General features: G+C 68.5%; 18 protein-coding genes. 13 read left to right on the forward strand and 5 right to left on the reverse strand.

All coding sequences use genetic code 11. The features are described 5' to 3' along the window. Positions 1-220 precede the first annotated feature (220 nt). Positions 221-1,672: a SpoIID/LytB domain-containing protein gene (locus NAM01S_RS17635; protein ID WP_067786580.1), complete on the forward strand. Its 1,452-nt coding sequence runs from the start codon at positions 221-223 to the stop codon at positions 1,670-1,672. Between the two features lie 233 nt (positions 1,673-1,905). On the opposite strand, the gene NAM01S_RS17640 is transcribed toward NAM01S_RS17635, so the two are convergent. Beyond that, complete coding sequence (locus tag NAM01S_RS17640; RefSeq protein WP_067786582.1) at positions 1,906-2,406, reverse strand: MarR family winged helix-turn-helix transcriptional regulator; 501 nt, start codon at positions 2,404-2,406, stop codon at positions 1,906-1,908. A gap of 108 nt (positions 2,407-2,514) precedes the next feature. On the opposite strand from NAM01S_RS17640, the gene NAM01S_RS17645 reads away from it, so the two are divergent. The 5 genes from NAM01S_RS17645 (at position 2,515) to NAM01S_RS17665 (ending at position 6,877) form a co-directional block, all read left to right on the forward strand. After that, complete coding sequence (locus tag NAM01S_RS17645; protein WP_253798918.1) at positions 2,515-3,690, forward strand: DMT family transporter; 1,176 nt, start codon at positions 2,515-2,517, stop codon at positions 3,688-3,690. Between the two features lie 76 nt (positions 3,691-3,766). Beyond that, positions 3,767-4,540 carry a MerR family transcriptional regulator gene (locus NAM01S_RS17650; protein ID WP_067786584.1) on the forward strand — a complete coding sequence of 258 codons (774 nt, stop codon included), beginning with the start codon at positions 3,767-3,769 and terminating at the stop codon, positions 4,538-4,540. A gap of 285 nt (positions 4,541-4,825) precedes the next feature. Further along, on the forward strand, positions 4,826-5,359 hold the full coding sequence (locus tag NAM01S_RS17655) for a hypothetical protein (RefSeq protein WP_067786586.1): 534 nt from the start codon (positions 4,826-4,828) through the stop codon (positions 5,357-5,359). A 140-nt stretch (positions 5,360-5,499) separates the two neighbouring features. Beyond that, entirely contained in the window at positions 5,500-5,988 is a 489-nt protein-coding gene (locus tag NAM01S_RS17660) for a hypothetical protein (protein WP_067786588.1), read from the forward strand. Positions 5,989-6,097: 109 nt separating this feature from the next. Beyond that, entirely contained in the window at positions 6,098-6,877 is a 780-nt protein-coding gene (locus NAM01S_RS17665; RefSeq protein ID WP_174554819.1) for a VOC family protein, read from the forward strand. A 110-nt stretch (positions 6,878-6,987) separates the two neighbouring features. Here NAM01S_RS17665 and NAM01S_RS17670 read toward each other — a convergent pair whose 3' ends face one another. After that, positions 6,988-7,188 (reverse strand): hypothetical protein, encoded by a 201-nt coding sequence (locus tag NAM01S_RS17670; protein WP_067786590.1) that lies wholly within the window; start codon positions 7,186-7,188, stop codon positions 6,988-6,990. Positions 7,189-7,304: 116 nt separating this feature from the next. Here NAM01S_RS17670 and NAM01S_RS17675 point away from each other — a divergent pair, with 116 nt between their 5' ends. Next, positions 7,305-8,057 (forward strand): helix-turn-helix transcriptional regulator, encoded by a 753-nt coding sequence (locus NAM01S_RS17675; RefSeq protein WP_157107777.1) that lies wholly within the window; start codon positions 7,305-7,307, stop codon positions 8,055-8,057. Between the two features lie 48 nt (positions 8,058-8,105). Here the strand turns inward: NAM01S_RS17675 and NAM01S_RS17680 are convergent, their stop codons facing one another. Then, positions 8,106-8,732, reverse strand: a complete 627-nt coding sequence (locus NAM01S_RS17680) for a TetR/AcrR family transcriptional regulator (protein WP_067786592.1) — start codon at positions 8,730-8,732, stop codon at positions 8,106-8,108. Between the two features lie 62 nt (positions 8,733-8,794). Between NAM01S_RS17680 and NAM01S_RS17685 the strand changes: the two genes are divergently transcribed. Continuing rightward, the gene (locus NAM01S_RS17685) at positions 8,795-9,559 is read left to right on the forward strand and encodes an SDR family NAD(P)-dependent oxidoreductase (protein WP_084483026.1); all 765 of its coding nucleotides are present in this window, start codon (positions 8,795-8,797) and stop codon (positions 9,557-9,559) included. 98 nt (positions 9,560-9,657) lie between these two features. Here NAM01S_RS17685 and NAM01S_RS36620 read toward each other — a convergent pair whose 3' ends face one another. Both NAM01S_RS36620 and NAM01S_RS36625 read right to left on the reverse strand, forming a co-directional pair. Continuing rightward, positions 9,658-10,326 (reverse strand): hypothetical protein, encoded by a 669-nt coding sequence (locus NAM01S_RS36620; RefSeq protein ID WP_067786595.1) that lies wholly within the window; start codon positions 10,324-10,326, stop codon positions 9,658-9,660. Between the two features lie 17 nt (positions 10,327-10,343). After that, positions 10,344-10,991: a hypothetical protein gene (locus tag NAM01S_RS36625; RefSeq protein ID WP_253798915.1), complete on the reverse strand. Its 648-nt coding sequence runs from the start codon at positions 10,989-10,991 to the stop codon at positions 10,344-10,346. On the opposite strand from NAM01S_RS36625, the gene glf reads away from it, so the two are divergent. The 5 genes from glf to NAM01S_RS17720 all read left to right on the forward strand — a co-directional run bounded on the left by glf (position 10,957) and on the right by NAM01S_RS17720 (position 17,611). Next, complete coding sequence (gene glf, locus NAM01S_RS17700) at positions 10,957-12,180, forward strand: UDP-galactopyranose mutase (RefSeq protein WP_067786599.1); 1,224 nt, start codon at positions 10,957-10,959, stop codon at positions 12,178-12,180. The genes NAM01S_RS36625 and glf overlap by 35 nt on opposite strands. Beyond that, positions 12,177-14,108 carry a glycosyltransferase gene (locus NAM01S_RS17705; protein ID WP_067786601.1) on the forward strand — a complete coding sequence of 644 codons (1,932 nt, stop codon included), beginning with the start codon at positions 12,177-12,179 and terminating at the stop codon, positions 14,106-14,108. Before glf ends, NAM01S_RS17705 begins: the two co-directional genes overlap by 4 nt. 8 nt (positions 14,109-14,116) lie before the next feature. After that, complete coding sequence (locus NAM01S_RS17710; protein WP_067786709.1) at positions 14,117-14,680, forward strand: phosphatase PAP2 family protein; 564 nt, start codon at positions 14,117-14,119, stop codon at positions 14,678-14,680. A gap of 77 nt (positions 14,681-14,757) precedes the next feature. Next, complete coding sequence (locus tag NAM01S_RS17715; RefSeq protein ID WP_067786603.1) at positions 14,758-15,684, forward strand: decaprenyl-phosphate phosphoribosyltransferase; 927 nt, start codon at positions 14,758-14,760, stop codon at positions 15,682-15,684. 4 nt (positions 15,685-15,688) lie between these two features. Beyond that, entirely contained in the window at positions 15,689-17,611 is a 1,923-nt protein-coding gene (locus NAM01S_RS17720; RefSeq protein ID WP_372511677.1) for an arabinofuranosyltransferase AftB family protein, read from the forward strand. Positions 17,612-17,820: the final 209 nt, after the last annotated feature.

A 17,820-nucleotide genomic window follows, 5' to 3' on the forward strand; every position in this document is an offset into this window, starting at 1 on the left:
TAGAACACGTGATTGCTCGAATGTAGCTCTCTAAATGCGACCGGACGGCACGACATGCCGACAGGTATCCGACTGATCCGGTCCTGGAAAACCGTGGGAGATACGAATGCGACGCACTCAGCACCACAGTCGGAGAGCGCGGGGGACCGAAAAAGTGCAGACCAGGCGGCATTTCAAAGTACGGAACAGAATTCGGCCCGCCCCGATTTCGCCGAGGCCGGTGCTCGTCACCGGGTGTGCCGCGGTGCTGGCGGGCACGGCCGTCGTGCTCGGCGGCTGGCCCGGCGACGCGCCCATCCGACCGCTCGTCGGCCCCGGCCACGGCCGGGGCATGAGCCAGCACGGCGCCTTCGACAGCGCCCAGCAGGGCTGGCTCGCCGAACGAATACTCGAGCACTACTACCCGGGCGCGACACTCGGGACCATCCCGCCGACGAATCTGGCAGTGCGGCTCATGGAACAGGACGATTCCACCCTCGACGCCTACGCCGAGGCAGGCTTCCGGGTTGCGGGCCGCGCGGTGGCGCCGGGCCACGTCGCCCACCTCACCCCGCTGCCGGACGGCGGCGCGAACGTGGTGATCACCGCCGGATGCGATGGCGAAGTGCTCTGGCAGACAGCCACTTCCGATCCCTGGGTCTATCCCCTCGACCCAAGGCCGAACCGGCCCGCGGCCGAACATCTCACGCTCTGCGGCGGCACGGCCTATCGCGGCTCGCTCGGCGTCGCCACCGAGAACGGGCAAGCGCGCACGGTCAACCGCGTCGACGTGGAGGACTATCTGCTCGGCGTCGTCCCTGCCGAGGTCCAGGCGAACTGGGTCGACAAGGGTGCGGGCGAGGCGCTGCGCGCGCAGGCCATCGCGGCCCGCTCCTACGCGCTCGCCGAGCGCAGGTATCCGTACGCGCAGACCTGCGACACCACCGACTGTCAGGTGTATCCCGGTACGGCGAAAGAGGATCCGCGCACCGCCGCGGCCATCGCGTCCACCGCGGGCACCGTCCTGCTGCGCGACGGCCACATCCTGCGCTCGGAGTATTCCGCCGCGCCTGACGGCGGCGAACCAGCCGACATCTACGCCTTCGAAGTGGGTCCGACGCCCGCGGAGCTCGCCATCGGCCGTCCGCCGACGGATCCGCGGACCGAGCCGCGCACCAGGGCCGCGTCGACCCCGTCGGCGATCGAGCTCGAGTACCAGCGTGTCGGCGGCGAGTCGGGCTCGCTCGGCGCGCCGCTCGGACCGGAGATGCTGCTTCCGCAGCGCGCGGGCACCTACCGGCTGTTCACCAACGGCGTCATCGTCGCGACGCCGACGCTCGGTGCGCAGGTGGTGGACTTCACGACGCTCATGCAGCTGGTGCCCGACACGGCGATTCACGAAGGAGCGCCGACGGATTCGGGAACTCCCGCGTCGAGCACCCCGACGCCGCCGCCGGAGCCGGGGGTCGTGCCATCGGATGGCGGCGCGCTGTCGGAGTCGGCGTTGCCCGGTGCGACGCCTGCCGGTGCGGCGGGCTTGTCCGGCGCGGAGGCGCCTGCCGGTCCGGCGGGGCTGCCGGGTGCGGCGGCGCGGCAAGTTCCTGCAGCGCAGCCGGGAACGCCGGAGTCGGGCCAGGTTCCGAACCCGGGTGTCGCGGTGCCGTCTCTCGAGGAGGTGTTCGGCGACCGCTGACCCCTCGCATGCGTTGATCGGCCCGAGGTCCGCAGGTGCCTTCGCAAGCGTTCCGACGGTCGGGCGGATCGGCGAGTGCACACGAATCGGGCCGATGTGGCGTGCGTCCAAGCTTGTGCCGCAAGCATTTACGAGGACCGCCGAGATTCACCGATCGGCCGGTGCGGTACAGGCTTCCGGTCCCGCGTGTTCGGCGCGATGCCCGCGTGCCTCTGAGGAGCTTCCCGTCGGAATCAGTCCAGCGCGGTGTCGCCCAACGACTCGGCGAGGCGGCGCAGCAGGGCGGCCAGTTGGTCGCGATCCTGGGTGTCGAGGGCGTCGAGCAGGCGCTGTTCGTTGGCGACGTGCAGCGGCAGTAGTTCGTCGACGAGCTTCCTGCCCTCGACGGTGAGGCGAACCCGGACGGAGCGCCGGTCCTCGGGGCACGGCATCCGTTCGACGAGGCGCTTGGCCGCCAGCCGGTCGATGCGGTTGGTGATGGCGCCCGAGGTGACCATCGCGGCGCGGTTCAGCGCGCCCGCGGTGAGTCCCTCCTCGCCGCCGGAGCGGCGCAGCGTCGCGAGCACGTCGAATTCCCAGAATTCCAGGCCGTGACCGGCGAAGAAGCGCTTGAGGTCCTGCTCGAGGACCCGCGACAGGCGAGTGATTCGGCCGATGATGTGCATCGGCGAGACGTCCACGTCCGGCCGCTCGCGGTGCCAGGCCTCGGTGATCAGGTCGACTGCGTCGCCCATCGGCGACTCCTCTCTGTCCTAAGAATTTCAACGTTCATCTACTTGACGATGAGACACCGGCAGGAGTAGATATTTCAACGTTGAGATTATCAATGAGGAGCGACCGACATGTCCATCACCACCGCGGCGCGGAACCCCTACGCGGGAACCCTCGCGCTCACCGCCCTCACCCCGATCGTCTGGGGCTCCACCTACGCCGTCACCACCGAGTTCCTGCCGCCGGACCGTCCGCTCTTCACCGCGCTGATGCGCGCGCTGCCCGCCGGGCTCGTGCTGCTCGCCCTCACTCGCACGCTGCCCAGGGGAATGTGGGTGGGCCGTGCCGCTGCGCTCGGCGTGCTCAACATCGGCGCGTTCTTCCCGCTGCTGTTCCTCGCCGCCTACCGGCTGCCCGGTGGCGTCGCCGGGGTGCTCGGGGCGGTCGCGCCGATGTTCGCCCTGGTCTTCGCCACCGGAGTGCTGAACGAAAAGCCAACCGGCCGTAAGGTTCTCGCCGGTGTGATCGGCGTGTTCGGCGTCGCGCTCGTGGTGCTGCGCGCCACCGCGCAACTCGACACCATCGGCGTGATCGCCGGACTCGTCGGCGCGGCCTCGATGGCGCTCGGCACCGTGCTGACCAAGCGGTGGGGGCGGCCCGCAGGCGTCGGCCCGCTGGCCATGACGGGTTGGCAGCTCACCGCGGGCGGCCTGTTCATCCTCCCGCTCGCCGCGCTGATCGAGGGCGCACCGCCCGCCATGGACGGCCGCGCCGTCGGCGGCTACCTCTACCTCGGCGTGATCGGCACCGCGGCGGCCTACTGGCTGTGGTTGCGCGGTATCGCGAAGGTGCCCGCCACGTCGGTCGCGTTCCTCGGACTGCTCAGCCCCGTGTCGGCGGCGGTCATCGGGTGGGTCGCGCTGGGGGAGGCGCTCACCGGGTTGCAGATTCTCGGCATGGTGATCGCGCTGGGCGGGACGTTGCTCGGGCAGACCACCGCGCGGGTTCGGGCAGCGAAGATCTCGGTTCCGGCCGAGAGCGGTCCGACTGCTGAGTTGGGCGGCGCAGTTCCCGACGACCGCGGGGTTGCCGAGGTCGGGCAGGTGGCGGAGGTCGGGGCCGCCAAGGTCGATGTGGCGGTCGAGCTCGGCGCGGCGGATCAGCCAGTCGAGGTCGGCACGGCGGATCAGCCAGGGCTGGCGGTCGAGGTCGGCGGCGAGACGGTCGGCGATGTCGTGACCGAGGACGCCGAAAAGGACGGGCGGACGACCGGCGATTCGCGCATTCTGGTGGGTGCGAAGAGCTGAGAAAAGCGGGTTGACCTTGACGTAGCGTCAACTTGCAGACTGGTTTCACCGACGAGAGAAGGAAGGAGCCCAGGTCGTGACCGCGGGCACCAGGGCAGGCGAGTGGTCCATCCAGGATCTGGCGAAGGCGGCCGGTACCACCAGCCGCACGCTGCGCCACTACGGGCAGCTCGGGCTGTTGCCGCCCAGCCGGATCGGCGCCAACGGGTACCGCTACTACGACCAGGACTCCCTCGTGCGGCTGCAACGCATCCTGCTGCTGCGGGAACTCGGCCTCGGCCTTCCGGTCATCGCCGAAGTGCTCGCCGGCGAACAGGACACCGCGGCCGCGCTGCGTACGCACCTGGAACTGCTTCGGCAGGAACAGGATCGGATCCGACGCCAGATCGAATCGGTGCACACCACGCTGCAAAAGACGGGAAGAGGTGAACAACTCGTGGCCGCAGAGGTTTTCGACGGGTTCGACCACACGCAGTACAAGGACGAGGTGATCGAACGCTGGGGCAAGGAGGCCTACGAAAACGGTGACCGCTGGTGGCGGTCGCTCACCGACCAGCAGAAGAAGGATTTCCAGCAGACCCAGCTGGACATCGCCGCGGACTTCGGTCGCGCACACGCCGCCGGGCTTCCGGTGGACAGCGACGAGGTCCAAGCCATCGTCACCCGGCACCACGCCTGGGTCGGCGACGGTTGGCAGGGGCGGCCGGTGACGGCAGACGCCTTCATCGGACTCGGCGAAATGTACGTCACCGACCCGCGATTCGCGGTCAACTACGACGTGCACGGCGAGGGCACCGCCGCCTTCGTCCGCGACGCGATGAAGGCGTACGCGGAGGCCAACCTGCGATGAGGCGCCTCCGCCTGTAGCACCGGCCATGATCGGGGCCATCGGCGGGCGAGTGTCCATTCGGCGGTGAAAACCCAGCGCCCGCACGCGGATTCGCGTGCGGGCGCTTTCGCGTGCATGATCATGGGTTCGCTTGAAGCGGGCGGGATTACGTACGCGCGGTGCGATCTCGTGGCCCGCGCCCGGCGAGCGCACCGGCCGGTCGCGGCGCTGACCGATCGCCGCGCGCGGAGCAGTCCGTGCGCATACTTTATGTGTTCGACCGACGAATTCGGAGGGACAAGACGCATGCTCCAGAGCCAGGAGAGTTCGGCCGCGCGGCGGTCCGAGCCCGTCGGGGCGCTCGCGACCGCGGTGGCGTTGTTCGCGGCCATCGGCGCGGCAGCGAACCTGGTCGGACTGCTCGTGCTGGCATTCGGTTTCTTCCCCGATCCGGGGCGATACGACAATTCGCTCGCGGTCTCGACCGCGCTCGGCACGCTGCTGCTGGTGTGCGCGCTCGGCTACGGCGCGGTGCTGACCGTCCGCGGCGACGAGGACGGCGGCTTCACGGTGCTCGTGTCCGCTGGCGTCTGGACGGTTGTCGGTGTCGCCGGAGTGTTCGCCGCGCTGGGCGGCTACCGGTCCGAGTACGGCATCCACTGGGCCGAGGAAGGCGGTCTCGCTGTGGACATCGCCACCTCGACCGCCGGTCTTGTCGGCACGGTGACAGCCATGGTGCACAGCGATTTGCTCACGAACCTCACCGGTCTGGCGCTCCCCGCCATCATCTCGATCCTCGCGATCCTGCTGAACCGCAATTCGCCGAGCCGTCCCACATAACTCGTTCACGTCTCACACAGGCGGTGCCTATGTGAAGCGTCCACACGGTCTGTGGCGCAAGCGGTTTGGCGGAATTGGAGTCGAGTATCGGGGCTCCCGGGCGGTAGAGTTCACGGCGCAGCTACGAGGGGGGTTTCGACATGTATCCAGGTCCGGGTTATCCGGCGTATCCGCCGTACGGGTACACACCCCCGCCGAGCGGCGCGACCGCCATCACCGCCGCGGTGCTGTCGACGCTCGTCGGACTGCTCGGCTCGGTCGGCGTGTGCATCGGCCTGGTCGAGGCGCTCGACCCGGACAACGACGTGGAGCCCGCCGCGTTCATCGGCATCGGCGTCGGCGCGCTGATCGCGATGCTGTGGCTGCTCGGCGCGCTGCTGCTGTTCATGCGGCAGACCGCGGGGCGGGTCATCGTCATCGGGTTGTCGTCGATCGCCCTGCTCGGCGCGCTCGTCCTGGTCGCCATCGGTGGTATCGCGGGCACGCTGCCACTCCTCCTGTCCGGCAGCATCTTCGGCCTCTCGATCGCGAGCCCGACGGGCCGCTGGATCGCCGCCCGCCGCCAACCCGCCTACCCTCCCGCATATCCACCCCCGCCTTACGGTCAGCCGCCGTACCCGTACTACTGACGGCGATCTGCGGATCGCCCCATCGCGGGGCGCGGACTACGTAGGCTTTGCGGTGCCGGCTCCGCAGGCCGAGAGTCGGTCACCGTCGAGACTCGAGAGGAGCCGCGTCATGCCGCAGTTGAGCTCGTACGAACCAGGGGTACCTTGCTGGGTCGATCTCGCCACGACCGACCTGGAAGCCGCCAAAACCTTCTACGGAGACCTGTTCGGCTGGCAGGCGAACACCTCGCCGGATCCGCAGTACGGCGGCTACACCATGTTCACGCTGGGCGGCGCGGAAGGCCACGAGGTCGCCGCCGCGATGCCGACGACAGGGGACGACCAGCCGCCCGCGTGGAACAGCTACGTCAGCGTCACCGACGTCGATGCGACCGCCAAGGCCGTGCAGGCCGCGGGCGGGCAGGTGCTGATGGAGCCCATGGATATCCCCGATCAGGGCCGGATGGCTGTCTTCATCGATCCGATCGGCGCGGTGATCAGCGCCTGGCAGCCGCGCGCGTTCCAGGGCGCGGGGATGGTGAACGAGCCGAACACCTACTGCTGGAGCGAACTCAACTGCCGCGACATCGAGGCCGCCAAGAACTTCTACGGCGAGGTGTTCGGCTGGGAGGGCACGACGAGCGAGTTCGGCGACACCACCTATACCGAATGGAAGGTCGGCGGCCGGTCCATCGCGGGCATGGTCGAGATGAACGAGCAGTGGCCTGCCGATCTACCGGCGCACTGGATGGTCTATTTCGCGGTGTCCGACTGCGACGAGTCCGCGGCCCGAGCATCCCGGCTGGGTGGGACGACCTCGGTTCCCCCGACCGACATCCCCGTCGGCCGCTTCGCGGTCTTGGGAGATCCACAGGGCGCGTACTTTTCGATCATCGGCCTCAAAGGCTGAGTCACCGAACCCAGCCCGCGCTCGACCCGAACGCGACGCCGACCTGACGGCAGTCGCGCGACCCTGGAATCACTCGCTACCGGTTCACGGCAGCGAGTGATTCCAGCGGATCACCCGGCGTCGATCCGGGCGATCGTCTCGGACCCCAGCCGCACGAGCGCGCGCAGCGCGTCGGTGGTGAGCAGCAGTTCGAAATCGTCTCGGCCGTCGCCGAATACCACGGTCACGTCGTCCTCCTCGGCGCAGAGGATGCGCATCGGGCAGTCGCTGTCGACGATCGCCCAGGCTCCGATCTTCAGTCGTTCGAACATGCATCCAGGGTCGCGCTGGAGCGTTCTTCGGCGCGACGACATCGGCGGCGTCTTTGCGGTCCGTAGAAGGCGTCATTTCGGAGTCATAACCGAGCCCGCGGCCCTACACTGAGCGCGTGAACGCGACACCCAACACGGCCTTGCGGGCGGCTCGGATGGGGCTGCTGATGAGTCAGGACGACTTGGCGCGCGCGCTGCGCGAGGTCGGATGTGTCAGTGCGACAAAGCGTTTGGTGCAGCGCTGGGAGTCAGGGACGACCACGACGCCGCGGCCGTCGCATGCGCGGGCGCTGGAGCGAGTCACCGGATTGCCGATCGAGGCACTGGGCTTCTTCGGCGTCTCCCTCGCCGCGCGCGTCGTCGAGGACGGCGAAGGTGGCCACGACGTGCAGCTTTCGGCAGCCGGGATCGCTTCGGCGGAGGGTGGGCGCGCCGGACGCAGCGCGCCGAGCGCACACCCCAACTACTCGGGAATCTGGTTGTCCCGCTACGAGTACTTCAGCTCGGGGCGCGGGGAGACATTCACCGGTTCGCATTACGTCGTAGTGCTCCAGCACGGCAACCGGCTCACCGCCCGCAGCCTGCCGGAATCGGCCGAGACGCACATGGCGGTCGACCTCGAGGTCGACGGCACCGTCGTCACCGGCACCTGGACCGAGCGCACCGCGCCCGACGGCTACTACCGTGGCGCGCGCTACCACGGCGCGATTCAGCTGCTCGTCGAGCCGACCGGACGCCGGATGGCCGGGAAGTGGGTCGGTTTCGGCAAGGACTTCGATATCAACACCGGCCCTTGGGAATTGGTGCTGCGCGACGATTCGACCGCGAAATCGGCGATCGAGCGCTACAACCGGCTGCCGCAGGAGTAGCTGTCCCGAAGGCCGGTGTCAGCCGAGGTTCGGGGGAAACGGCCGCCGCTATTTCCGAAGCGCCTGCATCAGTTGGGCTTCGGTGATCGGGGGGACCGGGAGGGGGTGGGCCGCGGGGGCGCGGAGGCCGTCGAGGGTGAGGGCGAGGTTGCGGCGCCAGGCGTCCGGTGCGATGTGGGCGGTGGCTTCCAGGACGCGGGTGTGCGACCAGGTGATGAAGGCGATGTCCTCGAGCACCCAGTCGGTGCGCAGGACACCCGCTCGCTGAGCGCGGCTGATGATTTCGCGCATCAGGCCGTGGCCGTACTCCTGGGCGCGGGCGACGGCCGGGCTCGGAGCGGCGCGCAGGGCGAGGTCGCTGAGCAGCCGGTCGGAAGCCTGGAGTTCGCAGACCTTTTCGACCAGGTAGGCGAAAGAGTCCCAGGGGTCGTCGATTTCGCGCGCCTCTTCGGCGATGCGGCTGCCCGCCTCGAGCCGGTCCTCGACGGCGGCGGCGATGAGGTCGTCGCGGGTGGGGAAGCGGTTGTAGAGCGTGCCGATCGCGACACCCGCCCTGGCGGCGACCTCCTTGAGCGGCGCGTCGAGCCCGCGCTCGGTGAACACCTGCCGCGCCGCCGTCACCAGCGCGTCGCGGTTGCGGCGTGCGTCGCTGCGTAGCGGCTTGTCCTCGGGCACGGGCCGATCCTACAAATTCGGGAATATGTTGAGCATGGGTTCAAGTTATTGTGGTCGTTCGAATGAAACTTGAACCACTGCTCAACTTAATCAGGACGGGTGAAATGACCAGGACCCTCGCGATATTCGGCTACGGACCGGGCCTCGGCGTCGGCACCGCGCGGCGCTTCGGCAAGGAGGGCTTCCGCGTCGCCGTCGTCGGCCGCGACGGGGAAGGCGCGAATCGCAACGCCGAAAGGCTCCGCGCTGAGGGCATCGAGGCCGCCGCCTTCACCGCGGACATCACCGACGCACGGGAACTACAGACCGCCGTCGACGACATCACCGCCACCCTCGGCCCTATCGATGTCGCGATGCACGGTGCGGCCGCCGATCCCTCCGCCCGCACCCCGTCCACCCTCGAAGTGGACGTGGCCGCCCTCGCCGTTCCGATCGCGCTGAAACTGCACTCGCCGATCCTGCTGACCCGCGCGCTGGCCCCCGCCATGATCGAGCGCGGCGACGGCGCACTGCTGTTCTCCTCTGGCTCCTCCGAACGCCACCTGCTGCCCTACCTGGCCAACTTCGGCATCGTCCTCGCCGCACAACGCGCCTACGTCCGTCAGCTGCATGCCGAGCTTGAAGGCACCGGCGTTTACGTCGGCCTGCTCAACATCGGCGCACTGATCGGCAACAGCAAGGCCGAACGTATGGTCGACGAACACCCCGAACTCGTACCGCCCGGCGTCGAAATCCCTCGCATCACCAATGACGAACTGGGCGAACACTACTGGCGCATGTACACCGAGCGCGTCCACGACGAACTCGATGTCGGCTTCCCCGCCTGACCACGCCCATCGTCGACCCCGGCCTCGCAGACCTTCCGTACGCTTCGCGGCCCTTGCACCCTCTGCGAAGCGTATGAAGGCCCTGCGAGGAACCAACTTCAGACCGCGCACATGGACTGCATGACCCCTTTGAGGATCGGCGCGCCATAGGTCGCGGGCGAGAAGGCGAGCGTCTGGATGATCGACAGCGGTGTCGTCACGCTCGAACCGACGCCGGTGAAGCCGAGCGCCATATTGCCCGCGGTCAGCAGCAGGCTGGTGACGTCCAGGGTCAGCGTCGCCAGGTCGAAGGCGTGCTCGACGCGCACCTCCGCGAGCGGCACGGTGTTCAGCGCGCGGCCCTCGTAGAGGCTGAAGCCGAGATTGGTCAGGAAGGTCAGCGGCCCGTAGTCGATGGCGTGCACCAGCGGGCCGAGTTCCTCGGTGCGGCGAAGCAGCGCCAGCTCGGCGACCCGGTTCTCGCCGAGGGAGGCCTGGAGCGAGTCGGCGGCGGCGTGCATCGCGGGCCGGTCCAGCGGCAGAGCGGCGGCGTCCAGGTAGGCCCTGGTGCGTTCGACCAGCGCGGCTGTGGTGAGCTCGGCCATCGGCGTGCAGGTCCCGTCGGCGCGCACCAGGGCGTTGGCCAGGTCGATCAGCGGCGCGGGCAGCTCGACTCGCTCGATCGGGAATTCGTCCAGCTCGAGCTTCGGGTAGGCGTTGGGCGCCGCGCAGTTGGCGGCGATGAACTCCTGCACCTTGCGGGTCACCGCCTTCACGCCGTTGAACATCGCGCCGACGATCGGCTTCAGGAAGAACCGGCGGTGGGCACCAAGCTGGCGGCCAGCTGCGCCGGGATCTTCACGATCCTGGTCGCGAGCACGAACACCTCGATGGCGTCGTTCACCGTGAGGTGGGCGACCGACATGGTCTCGTGGACGCGTCCGGTGCGTATCGCGTCCAGCCCGTTGACGAGATAAGTGACGATCGGGTCGTCCAGGAACTCGGGCCGCTCGCCCACCTCGGCAGGGTGCTTGGGCAGACCGTCGCGGTGCACCCGCACGGCGGCCAGGGTGGCGCGGAAATCGGCGACCTGGCGGTCGTAGCCCGCGACCTGCTCCGGCGGGACCATCGTGCGCACGGCGGTGGCCGCCGCGGTGACGACATCATCGAAGGTGGGAGCGCCGGTGACGCACAGCGCCGCGGCGTCGGTGATCGGCGTCGAGGCGAGGGAATCCTCCTCGGCGTGGGCGGTGGCGGGAATCAGGACGCTGCCGCCGAGGACCGCGCAGGACTGTAATAGCGCCTCGATGGCCGCGACGTAGCCTTTTCGGCGAACAATGCGGGAAATTCCGGTTGCCGCCGCCGGGGGCCCGCCTTCCCCCCGGACCGCGCGCGGACTTCCGATACGCTGGGCTCCCGTGACCGTCGCATCGTCCCCCGGTAACTCCGCCAACCCCTCCGCCCCGTTCGATCTGATCGTCGTCGGCTCCGGCTTCTTCGGGCTGACCATTGCCGAACGCGCCGCCAACGTCCTCGGCAAACGGGTGCTAGTGCTCGATCGCCGCTATCACATCGGCGGCAACGCCTACTCGGAGCCGGAACCGGAAACCGGGATCGAGATCCACAAGTACGGTGCGCATCTGTTCCACACCTCGAACAAGAAGGTCTGGGACTACGTCACGCAGTTCACCGAGTTCACCGGCTACCAGCACCGCGTCTTCGCGATGCACAAGGGACAGGCCTACCAGTTCCCGATGGGCCTCGGCCTGATCTCGCAGTTCTTCGGCCGCTACTTCACCCCGGACGAGGCGAAGGCGCTGATCGCCGAGCAGGCCGCCGAGGTGGAGACCAAGGACGCGCAGAACCTCGAGGAGAAGGCCATCTCGCTGATCGGCCGCCCGCTCTACGAGGCGTTCGTCCGCGACTACACCGCCAAGCAGTGGCAGACCGATCCCAAGGAACTGCCCGCGGGCAACATCACCCGCCTCCCGGTGCGCTACAACTTCGACAACCGCTACTTCAACGACACCTTCGAGGGCCTGCCCGCGCAGGGGTACACGAAGTGGCTGGAGAACATGGCCGCCTCCGAGCTCATCGAGGTCCGGCTGAACACCGACTGGTTCGAGGTCCGCGACGAACTGCGCGCGCAGAACCCGGACGCCCCGGTGGTCTACACCGGCCCGCTGGACCGCTACTTCGACTACAGCGAGGGCGAACTCGGCTGGCGCACCATCGACTTCGAGACCGAAGTGCTCGAAACCGGTGACTTCCAGGGCACCTCGGTGATGAACTACAACGACGCGGACGTGCCATTCACCCGCATCATCGAGCCCCGCCACTTCCACCCCGAGCGCGAATACCCCACCGACAAGACGGTGATCATGCGCGAGTACTCCCGTTTCGCGCAGACCGGCGACGAGCCGTACTACCCGATCAACACGCCGGAGGACCGGGCCAAGCTGCTCGCCTACCGCGAGCGCGCCAAGCAGGAAACCGCGTCGGCGAAGGTGCTTTTCGGCGGTCGCCTCGGCACCTATCAGTACCTGGACATGCACATGGCCATCGGCTCCGCGCTGAGCATGTTCGACAATGTGCTGCGACCGCATCTGGAGTCGGGCGCGCCGCTCGTGGATGCCGAATGACCTCCTCACCGATGTTGGAAGAGATGACGACCGAGACCCGCGCGAAATCGCTGCTGCAGCGCATCATCCTGCCGAGGCCGGGTGAGCCCCTCGACGTGCGCACCCTCTACCTGGAGGAATCGGCGACCAACGCCAAGCGCGCGCACGCGACGACCCGTACCTCGCTGTCCATCGGCGCGGAGTCCGAGGTCTCGTTCTGCACCTACTTCAACGCGCTGCCCGCCAGCTACTGGCGCCGCTGGAGCGTGCTGACCTCGGTGGTGCTGCGACTCGAGCTCGCCGGACACGGCCGGGTCGACATGTACCGCTCCAAGGCCGACGGCTCGCGAATCCACGTGCAAGGCAGCGAGTTCGCCGTCGCCGCGGGCGCTGACTCCACGACGGTGGAGTTCGAGACCGATCTCGCCCCGTTCGAGGACGGCGGCTGGATCTGGTTCGACATCACCACCGACACGGCGGTCACGCTGCTCTCCGGCGGCTGGTACGCCCCGATCGATGCGCCGGGCGACGGCAGCATCGCGGTCGGTATGCCCACCTTCAACCGGCCAACCGACGCGGTGAAGACCCTCGGCGCCCTCGGCTCCGACCCGCTTGTGCTCGAGAAGATCAAGGCCGTCATCATCCCGGACCAGGGCACCAAGAAGGTCGTCGACGAGCCCGGTTTCGCGGAGGCCGCCGCGGTGCTCGGCGACCGGCTCGCCATCCACGACCAGCCCAACCTCGGTGGCTCCGGCGGCTACAGCCGGGTCATGTACGAGGCGCTGAAGACCACCGACGCCCAGTACATCGTCTACATGGACGACGACATCGAGATCGAGCCGGACTCGATCCTGCGCGCGCTGGCCTTCTCCCGGTTCAGCAAGTCGCCGATGCTGGTCGGCGGGCAGATGCTCAACCTCCAGGAGCGCTCGCACCTGCACGTCATGGGCGAGGTGGTCGACCGCAGCATCTTCATGTGGACGGCCGCCCCCAACGTCGAATACGACCACGACTTCGCCAAGTACCCGCTGCGCGACCGCGACAACTCCAAGCTGCTGCACCGCCGCATCGACGTCGACTTCAACGGCTGGTGGACCTGCGTGATCCCGCGCCAGGTCGCCGAGGAGATCGGCCAGCCCCTGCCGCTGTTCCTGAAGTGGGACGACGTCGAGTACGGCCTGCGTGCCCGCGCCGCCGGCTACCCGACCGTCACCCTGCCCGGCGCGGCGGTCTGGCACATGGCGTGGAGCGACAAGGACGACGCCATCGACTGGCAGGCGTACTTCCACCTGCGCAACCGCTTGGTGGTCGCCTCGCTGCACATGCCGGGCGACGGGCGCGGCATGATCGTCAACACCGTCAAGGCCACCCTCAAGCACCTGCTCTGCCTGGAGTACTCGACGGTCGCGATCCAGAACCTCGCCATCCGCGACTTCCTCGCGGGCCCGGAGCGGTTGTTCCAGCTGCTGCCGAGCGCGCTCGGCGCGGTGCACGAGCTGCGCAAGCAGTACCCGGACGCGGTCATCCTGCCCTCCTCGACGGAGTTGCCGCTGGCCAGCCACATCGGCGTCGGCGCGGTGGGCGAGCCGCCGAACCCGATCGCGAAGGTCGTCCGGCTGGTCAAGGGCGTGGTGCACAACTTCCGCCCGGCGCACACCGAACACCACAAGACCCCGCAGCTGAACGTGCCGACGCTGGACGCGCGCTGGTTCCTGCTCTCGCAGGTCGACGGCGTCACCGTCACCACGGCCGACGGCCGCGGCGTCGTCTACCGCAAGCGCGATCCGCGCCAGGCCCTCGGCCTGTTCAAGGAGGCCATGCGGCTGCGCAAGGAGCTCGCCGCCCGCTTCCCGGAAATGCAGCAGCGCTACCGTGCCGCGCACCCGCGGCTCACCAGCACCGCGGCCTGGGAGAACGCCTTCGGTATCGATCAGAACGGAAGCAAGTAGTGAGTGCGATCAACCCGAGCCTCCAGGATTCGGCCACCCGGCCGCCGGAGGTCGCGATCATCAACGCCGTGCAGGCGAGTATCGGCGCGAATCCGTCGGTCGTCTCGGCCGCAAGGGGTATGTCGCACTTCGGCGAGCACGCGCTCGGCTGGATCGGCATCGCGGCCGCCGGCTGGTTGGTCGACAAGCCGCGGCGGCGGCAGTGGGCCGGGGTCGCGGTGGGCGCGGTCGGCGCGCACGCGGCCTCCATCGTGATCAAGCGTGTTGTCCGGCGTCCGCGCCCGAACGACCCGTCGGTGCAGGTCAACGTGGGGACGCCGAGCAAGCTGAGCTTCCCCTCCTCGCACGCCACCTCCACCACGGCGGCTGCGGTGTTGCTCGGCAGGCTCACCGGGCTACCCTTGCCTGCGGTGCTCGTACCGCCGATGTTGCTCTCCCGAGTCGTACTCGGGGTGCACTATCCCTCCGACGTGCTCGCCGGATCCGCGCTCGGTGCCGCGTCCGCCGCCGCCCTGCTCGCCGCCGAAAAGAGGCTCGAGCCGCGGCGCGAGCGACGGGCGCGGAGGCGGTAGCTTGCGTAACCATGCAGGGCACCGGGAGCGCCGCACAACCAGACACAGTGACCGCACGAGAAAAGGCCTTGGTTGACATGAGTGAAGAGCCGACCGGCGCCGATCTGGCAGAGGCCGTTGTCAAGGGCCCGCCCAAGACGCTGGCAGGTGGTTTGATCAAGGCCGTCCGGCCGCGGCAGTGGGTTAAGAACGTCCTCGTGCTCGCCGCCCCGCTCGCCGCGGGGTCGGTGACCGAGATCGACGTGCTCGCCCACGTCGGTGTCGCCTTCGTGGTGTTCTGCATGGCGGCCTCTGGCATCTACCTGGTCAACGACGCGCTGGACGTGGAGGCCGACCGGGCCCACCCGACCAAGCGGTTCCGGCCCATCGCCGCGGGCATCGTCCCGGTGAACCTGGCCTACGGCCTTTCCGCGGTGCTGCTTGTCGGCTCGATCGTCGGCTCGTTCCTGGCGGCCTGGCAGCTCGCCGTGGTGATGGCGGTCTACATCGTCATCCAGCTGGCCTACTGCTTCGGGCTCAAGCACCAGGCGGTGCTGGACATCTGCATCGTGTCGAGCGGCTTCCTGCTGCGCGCCGTCGCGGGCGGCGCGGCGGCGGCCATTCCGCTCTCGCAGTGGTTCCTGCTGATCATGGCGTTCGGCTCGCTGTTCATGGCGGCGGGCAAGCGCTACGCCGAACTGCAGATCGCGCTCGGCACCGGCGCCAAGATCCGCAAGTCGCTGGAGTACTACACGCCCACCTACCTGCGTTTCATCTGGACGCTGGCGGCCACCGCCGTCGTTGTCTTCTACGGTCTGTGGGCCTTCGAGCAGGATCGGGACAACGACACCACCTGGTTCGCGATCTCGATGATTCCGTTTACCATCGCAATCCTGCGTTACGCGGTCGACGTCGACGGTGGCGAGGCCGGAGAACCCGAAGAGATCGCGCTGGGGGATCGCGTCCTCCAGTTCCTCGCAATCGCCTGGATCGGAGCGGTAGGTGTCGCTGTCTATCTCACCTGACGAGATGTTGGTAGAGGGAGCGGAGCGAACTGAAGACGAGGCGGAACGCACTGCCAACGCGCAGGCGCGGTCCGTCTCGTCGTTCCAGCGCCTATCCCGAGCCACGTTCGTCGGTGGGATCGCGCTCACCGCGGCGCTTTTCACGATCGGCGGCTGGCAGCGTCGCTGGATCGCCGACGACGGTCTGATCGTGCTGCGCACCGTGCGCAACCTGCTCGCGGGCAACGGCCCGGTGTTCAACATGGACGAGCGGGTCGAGACCAACACCAGCACGGCGTGGACCTACATCGTGTGGTTCTTCAGCTGGCTGACCCAGGCGCGGCTCGAGTACGTGGTGCTCGGCATCGCGCTGACGCTGTCGGTGGCCGCCATGGTGTTCGCCATGCTCGGCACGGCTCGGCTGTGGGGCGGCACCAAGTCGGCGCTGCTGTTGCCCGCGGGCGTGCTCGTCTACATCGCGGTGCCGCCTGCTCGCGACTACGCCACCTCCGGTCTGGAGAGCGGACTCGTCATCTGCTGGCTCGGCGCGCTGTGGTGGCTGATGCTGCGCTGGGCGCAGGCCGAGCGGGTGCGCCTCGCCGGGTTGTTCGGTCTGGTGTTCTTCGCCGGACTCGCCCCGCTGATCCGTCCGGAGATGACGCTCGTCGGCGCGCTGGCGCTGCTGATGATCTTCTTCGCTCCGCTGCCGGAGACCCGCTTCCGCCCGATCGTGCTGCGCGCGGTCATCGTCGGCGTGGCGGGCCTGGTGCCGCTGGGCTACCAGATCTGGCGGATGGGCTACTACGGCCTGCCCTACCCGAACACCGCCGTCGCGAAGGACGCGGGCGGCGCGAAGTGGAGCCAGGGCTTCACCTACCTGTGGGATCTGGTCGGACCGTACTACCTGTGGATTCCGCTGCTCGTGCTGCTGGTTCTCGGCGTCGTCGCGGCTCGGTCGGCAACGGCCGGTGCCAAGCCCGCCGCGACGGAGGGGCGCCTGCGCCGGTTCAGCGCGTGGCTGCGCTCGCCCGCCGCGGTGGTCACCCTGGTGCTGGTCAGCGGTTTCCTGCTGACGATCTACGCGCTGCGCGTCGGCGGCGACTTCATGCACGGCCGCATGCTGCTCCCGCAGCTGTTCCTGCTGTTGCTGCCGGTCGCGGTGATTCCGCTGCGGCTGCCCGAAGGCGGCCTGCGCGCGGTGAACTGGTCGTTCGCGGTGATCCTGATCGCCTGGCTCGGCACACTGGGCTGGGCGCTGTTCGCCTCGGGTACCACGGCCATCAAGACCGGCACCAAGATCAGCTCGTCCGGCATCGTCGACGAGCGCGTCTACTACGTGCTCAACACCGGCCACGACCACCCGATCCGGGCCGAGGACTACCTCGACTACCCGCGCATCCGGGCCATGGTGAACAACATCCAGGAGACGCCCAACGGCGGCCTGCTGCTGAACTCGCCCTCGTTCATGTTCTGGTACATCGCGCCCCCGCCGCAGCCCATCCCCGATGGCGGCGCAGGCCACACGGTGTACTTCCTGAATCTGGGCATGACCAGCATGAACGTCCCGCTCGACGTGCGCGTCATCGACCAGATGGGTCTGGCGTATCCGCTCGCCGCGCACACCGATCGGCTGGTCGACGGCCGCATCGGCCACGACAAGAGCCTGTACCCGGACTGGGTCGTCGTGGACGCGGGCATGGTCGACAAGAAGCCGTGGATGCCCTGGTACCTGGACGAGAAGTGGGTCACCCAGGCGCGCACGGCCATGTCCTGCCCGGAGACGCAGGCCCTGCTGATCTCCTCTCGCGATCCGCTGACCTTCGAGCGTTTCCGGCACAACCTGCGCAACGCGCTGTCGTTCGCGAAGTACCGGATCGAGCGGGTGCCGAAGTACGAGATCCAGCGCTGCGGGCTCGTCGACCCCTTCCCGCAGCAGCCGCCGAACTGAACCTCTGGAGTCACACTGGGCCCACGGATCACCGTGGGCCCAGTGGTTTCCAGTGAAGTTCGGATAAACGTGGTGTACGCCGCTTTATCTCTTTTTGATAACGCCCTTGCATCGATGGCGGGTTAGGCTCTCCCGGTACGCCCGCCGGGGTGTCCACTCGACGTGGACAGGGACCGGCGGTCTCCGTCGAGGCGCGGCCGTCTCCGGTC

Source organism: Nocardia amikacinitolerans NBRC 108937, from assembly GCF_001612615.1.
GTDB classification, from domain to species: Bacteria; Actinomycetota; Actinomycetes; order Mycobacteriales; family Mycobacteriaceae; genus Nocardia; species Nocardia amikacinitolerans.

Coding starts and splice junctions, on each gene's coding strand:
- NAM01S_RS17715 (WP_067786603.1), top strand. CDS start 14,758: ATGAGTGAAGAGCCGACCGGCGCCGATCTGGCAGAGGCCGTTGTCAAG.
- NAM01S_RS17685 (WP_084483026.1), top strand. CDS start 8,795: ATGAAACTTGAACCACTGCTCAACTTAATCAGGACGGGTGAAATGACC.
- NAM01S_RS17640 (WP_067786582.1), bottom strand. CDS start 2,406: ATGGGCGACGCAGTCGACCTGATCACCGAGGCCTGGCACCGCGAGCGG.
- NAM01S_RS17655 (WP_067786586.1), top strand. CDS start 4,826: ATGCTCCAGAGCCAGGAGAGTTCGGCCGCGCGGCGGTCCGAGCCCGTC.
- NAM01S_RS17645 (WP_253798918.1), top strand. CDS start 2,515: ATGTCCATCACCACCGCGGCGCGGAACCCCTACGCGGGAACCCTCGCG.
- NAM01S_RS17705 (WP_067786601.1), top strand. CDS start 12,177: ATGACCTCCTCACCGATGTTGGAAGAGATGACGACCGAGACCCGCGCG.
- NAM01S_RS17660 (WP_067786588.1), top strand. CDS start 5,500: ATGTATCCAGGTCCGGGTTATCCGGCGTATCCGCCGTACGGGTACACA.
- NAM01S_RS17670 (WP_067786590.1), bottom strand. CDS start 7,188: ATGTTCGAACGACTGAAGATCGGAGCCTGGGCGATCGTCGACAGCGAC.
- NAM01S_RS17720 (WP_372511677.1), top strand. CDS start 15,689: ATGTTGGTAGAGGGAGCGGAGCGAACTGAAGACGAGGCGGAACGCACT.
- NAM01S_RS17665 (WP_174554819.1), top strand. CDS start 6,098: ATGCCGCAGTTGAGCTCGTACGAACCAGGGGTACCTTGCTGGGTCGAT.
- NAM01S_RS36620 (WP_067786595.1), bottom strand. CDS start 10,326: ATGTTCAACGGCGTGAAGGCGGTGACCCGCAAGGTGCAGGAGTTCATC.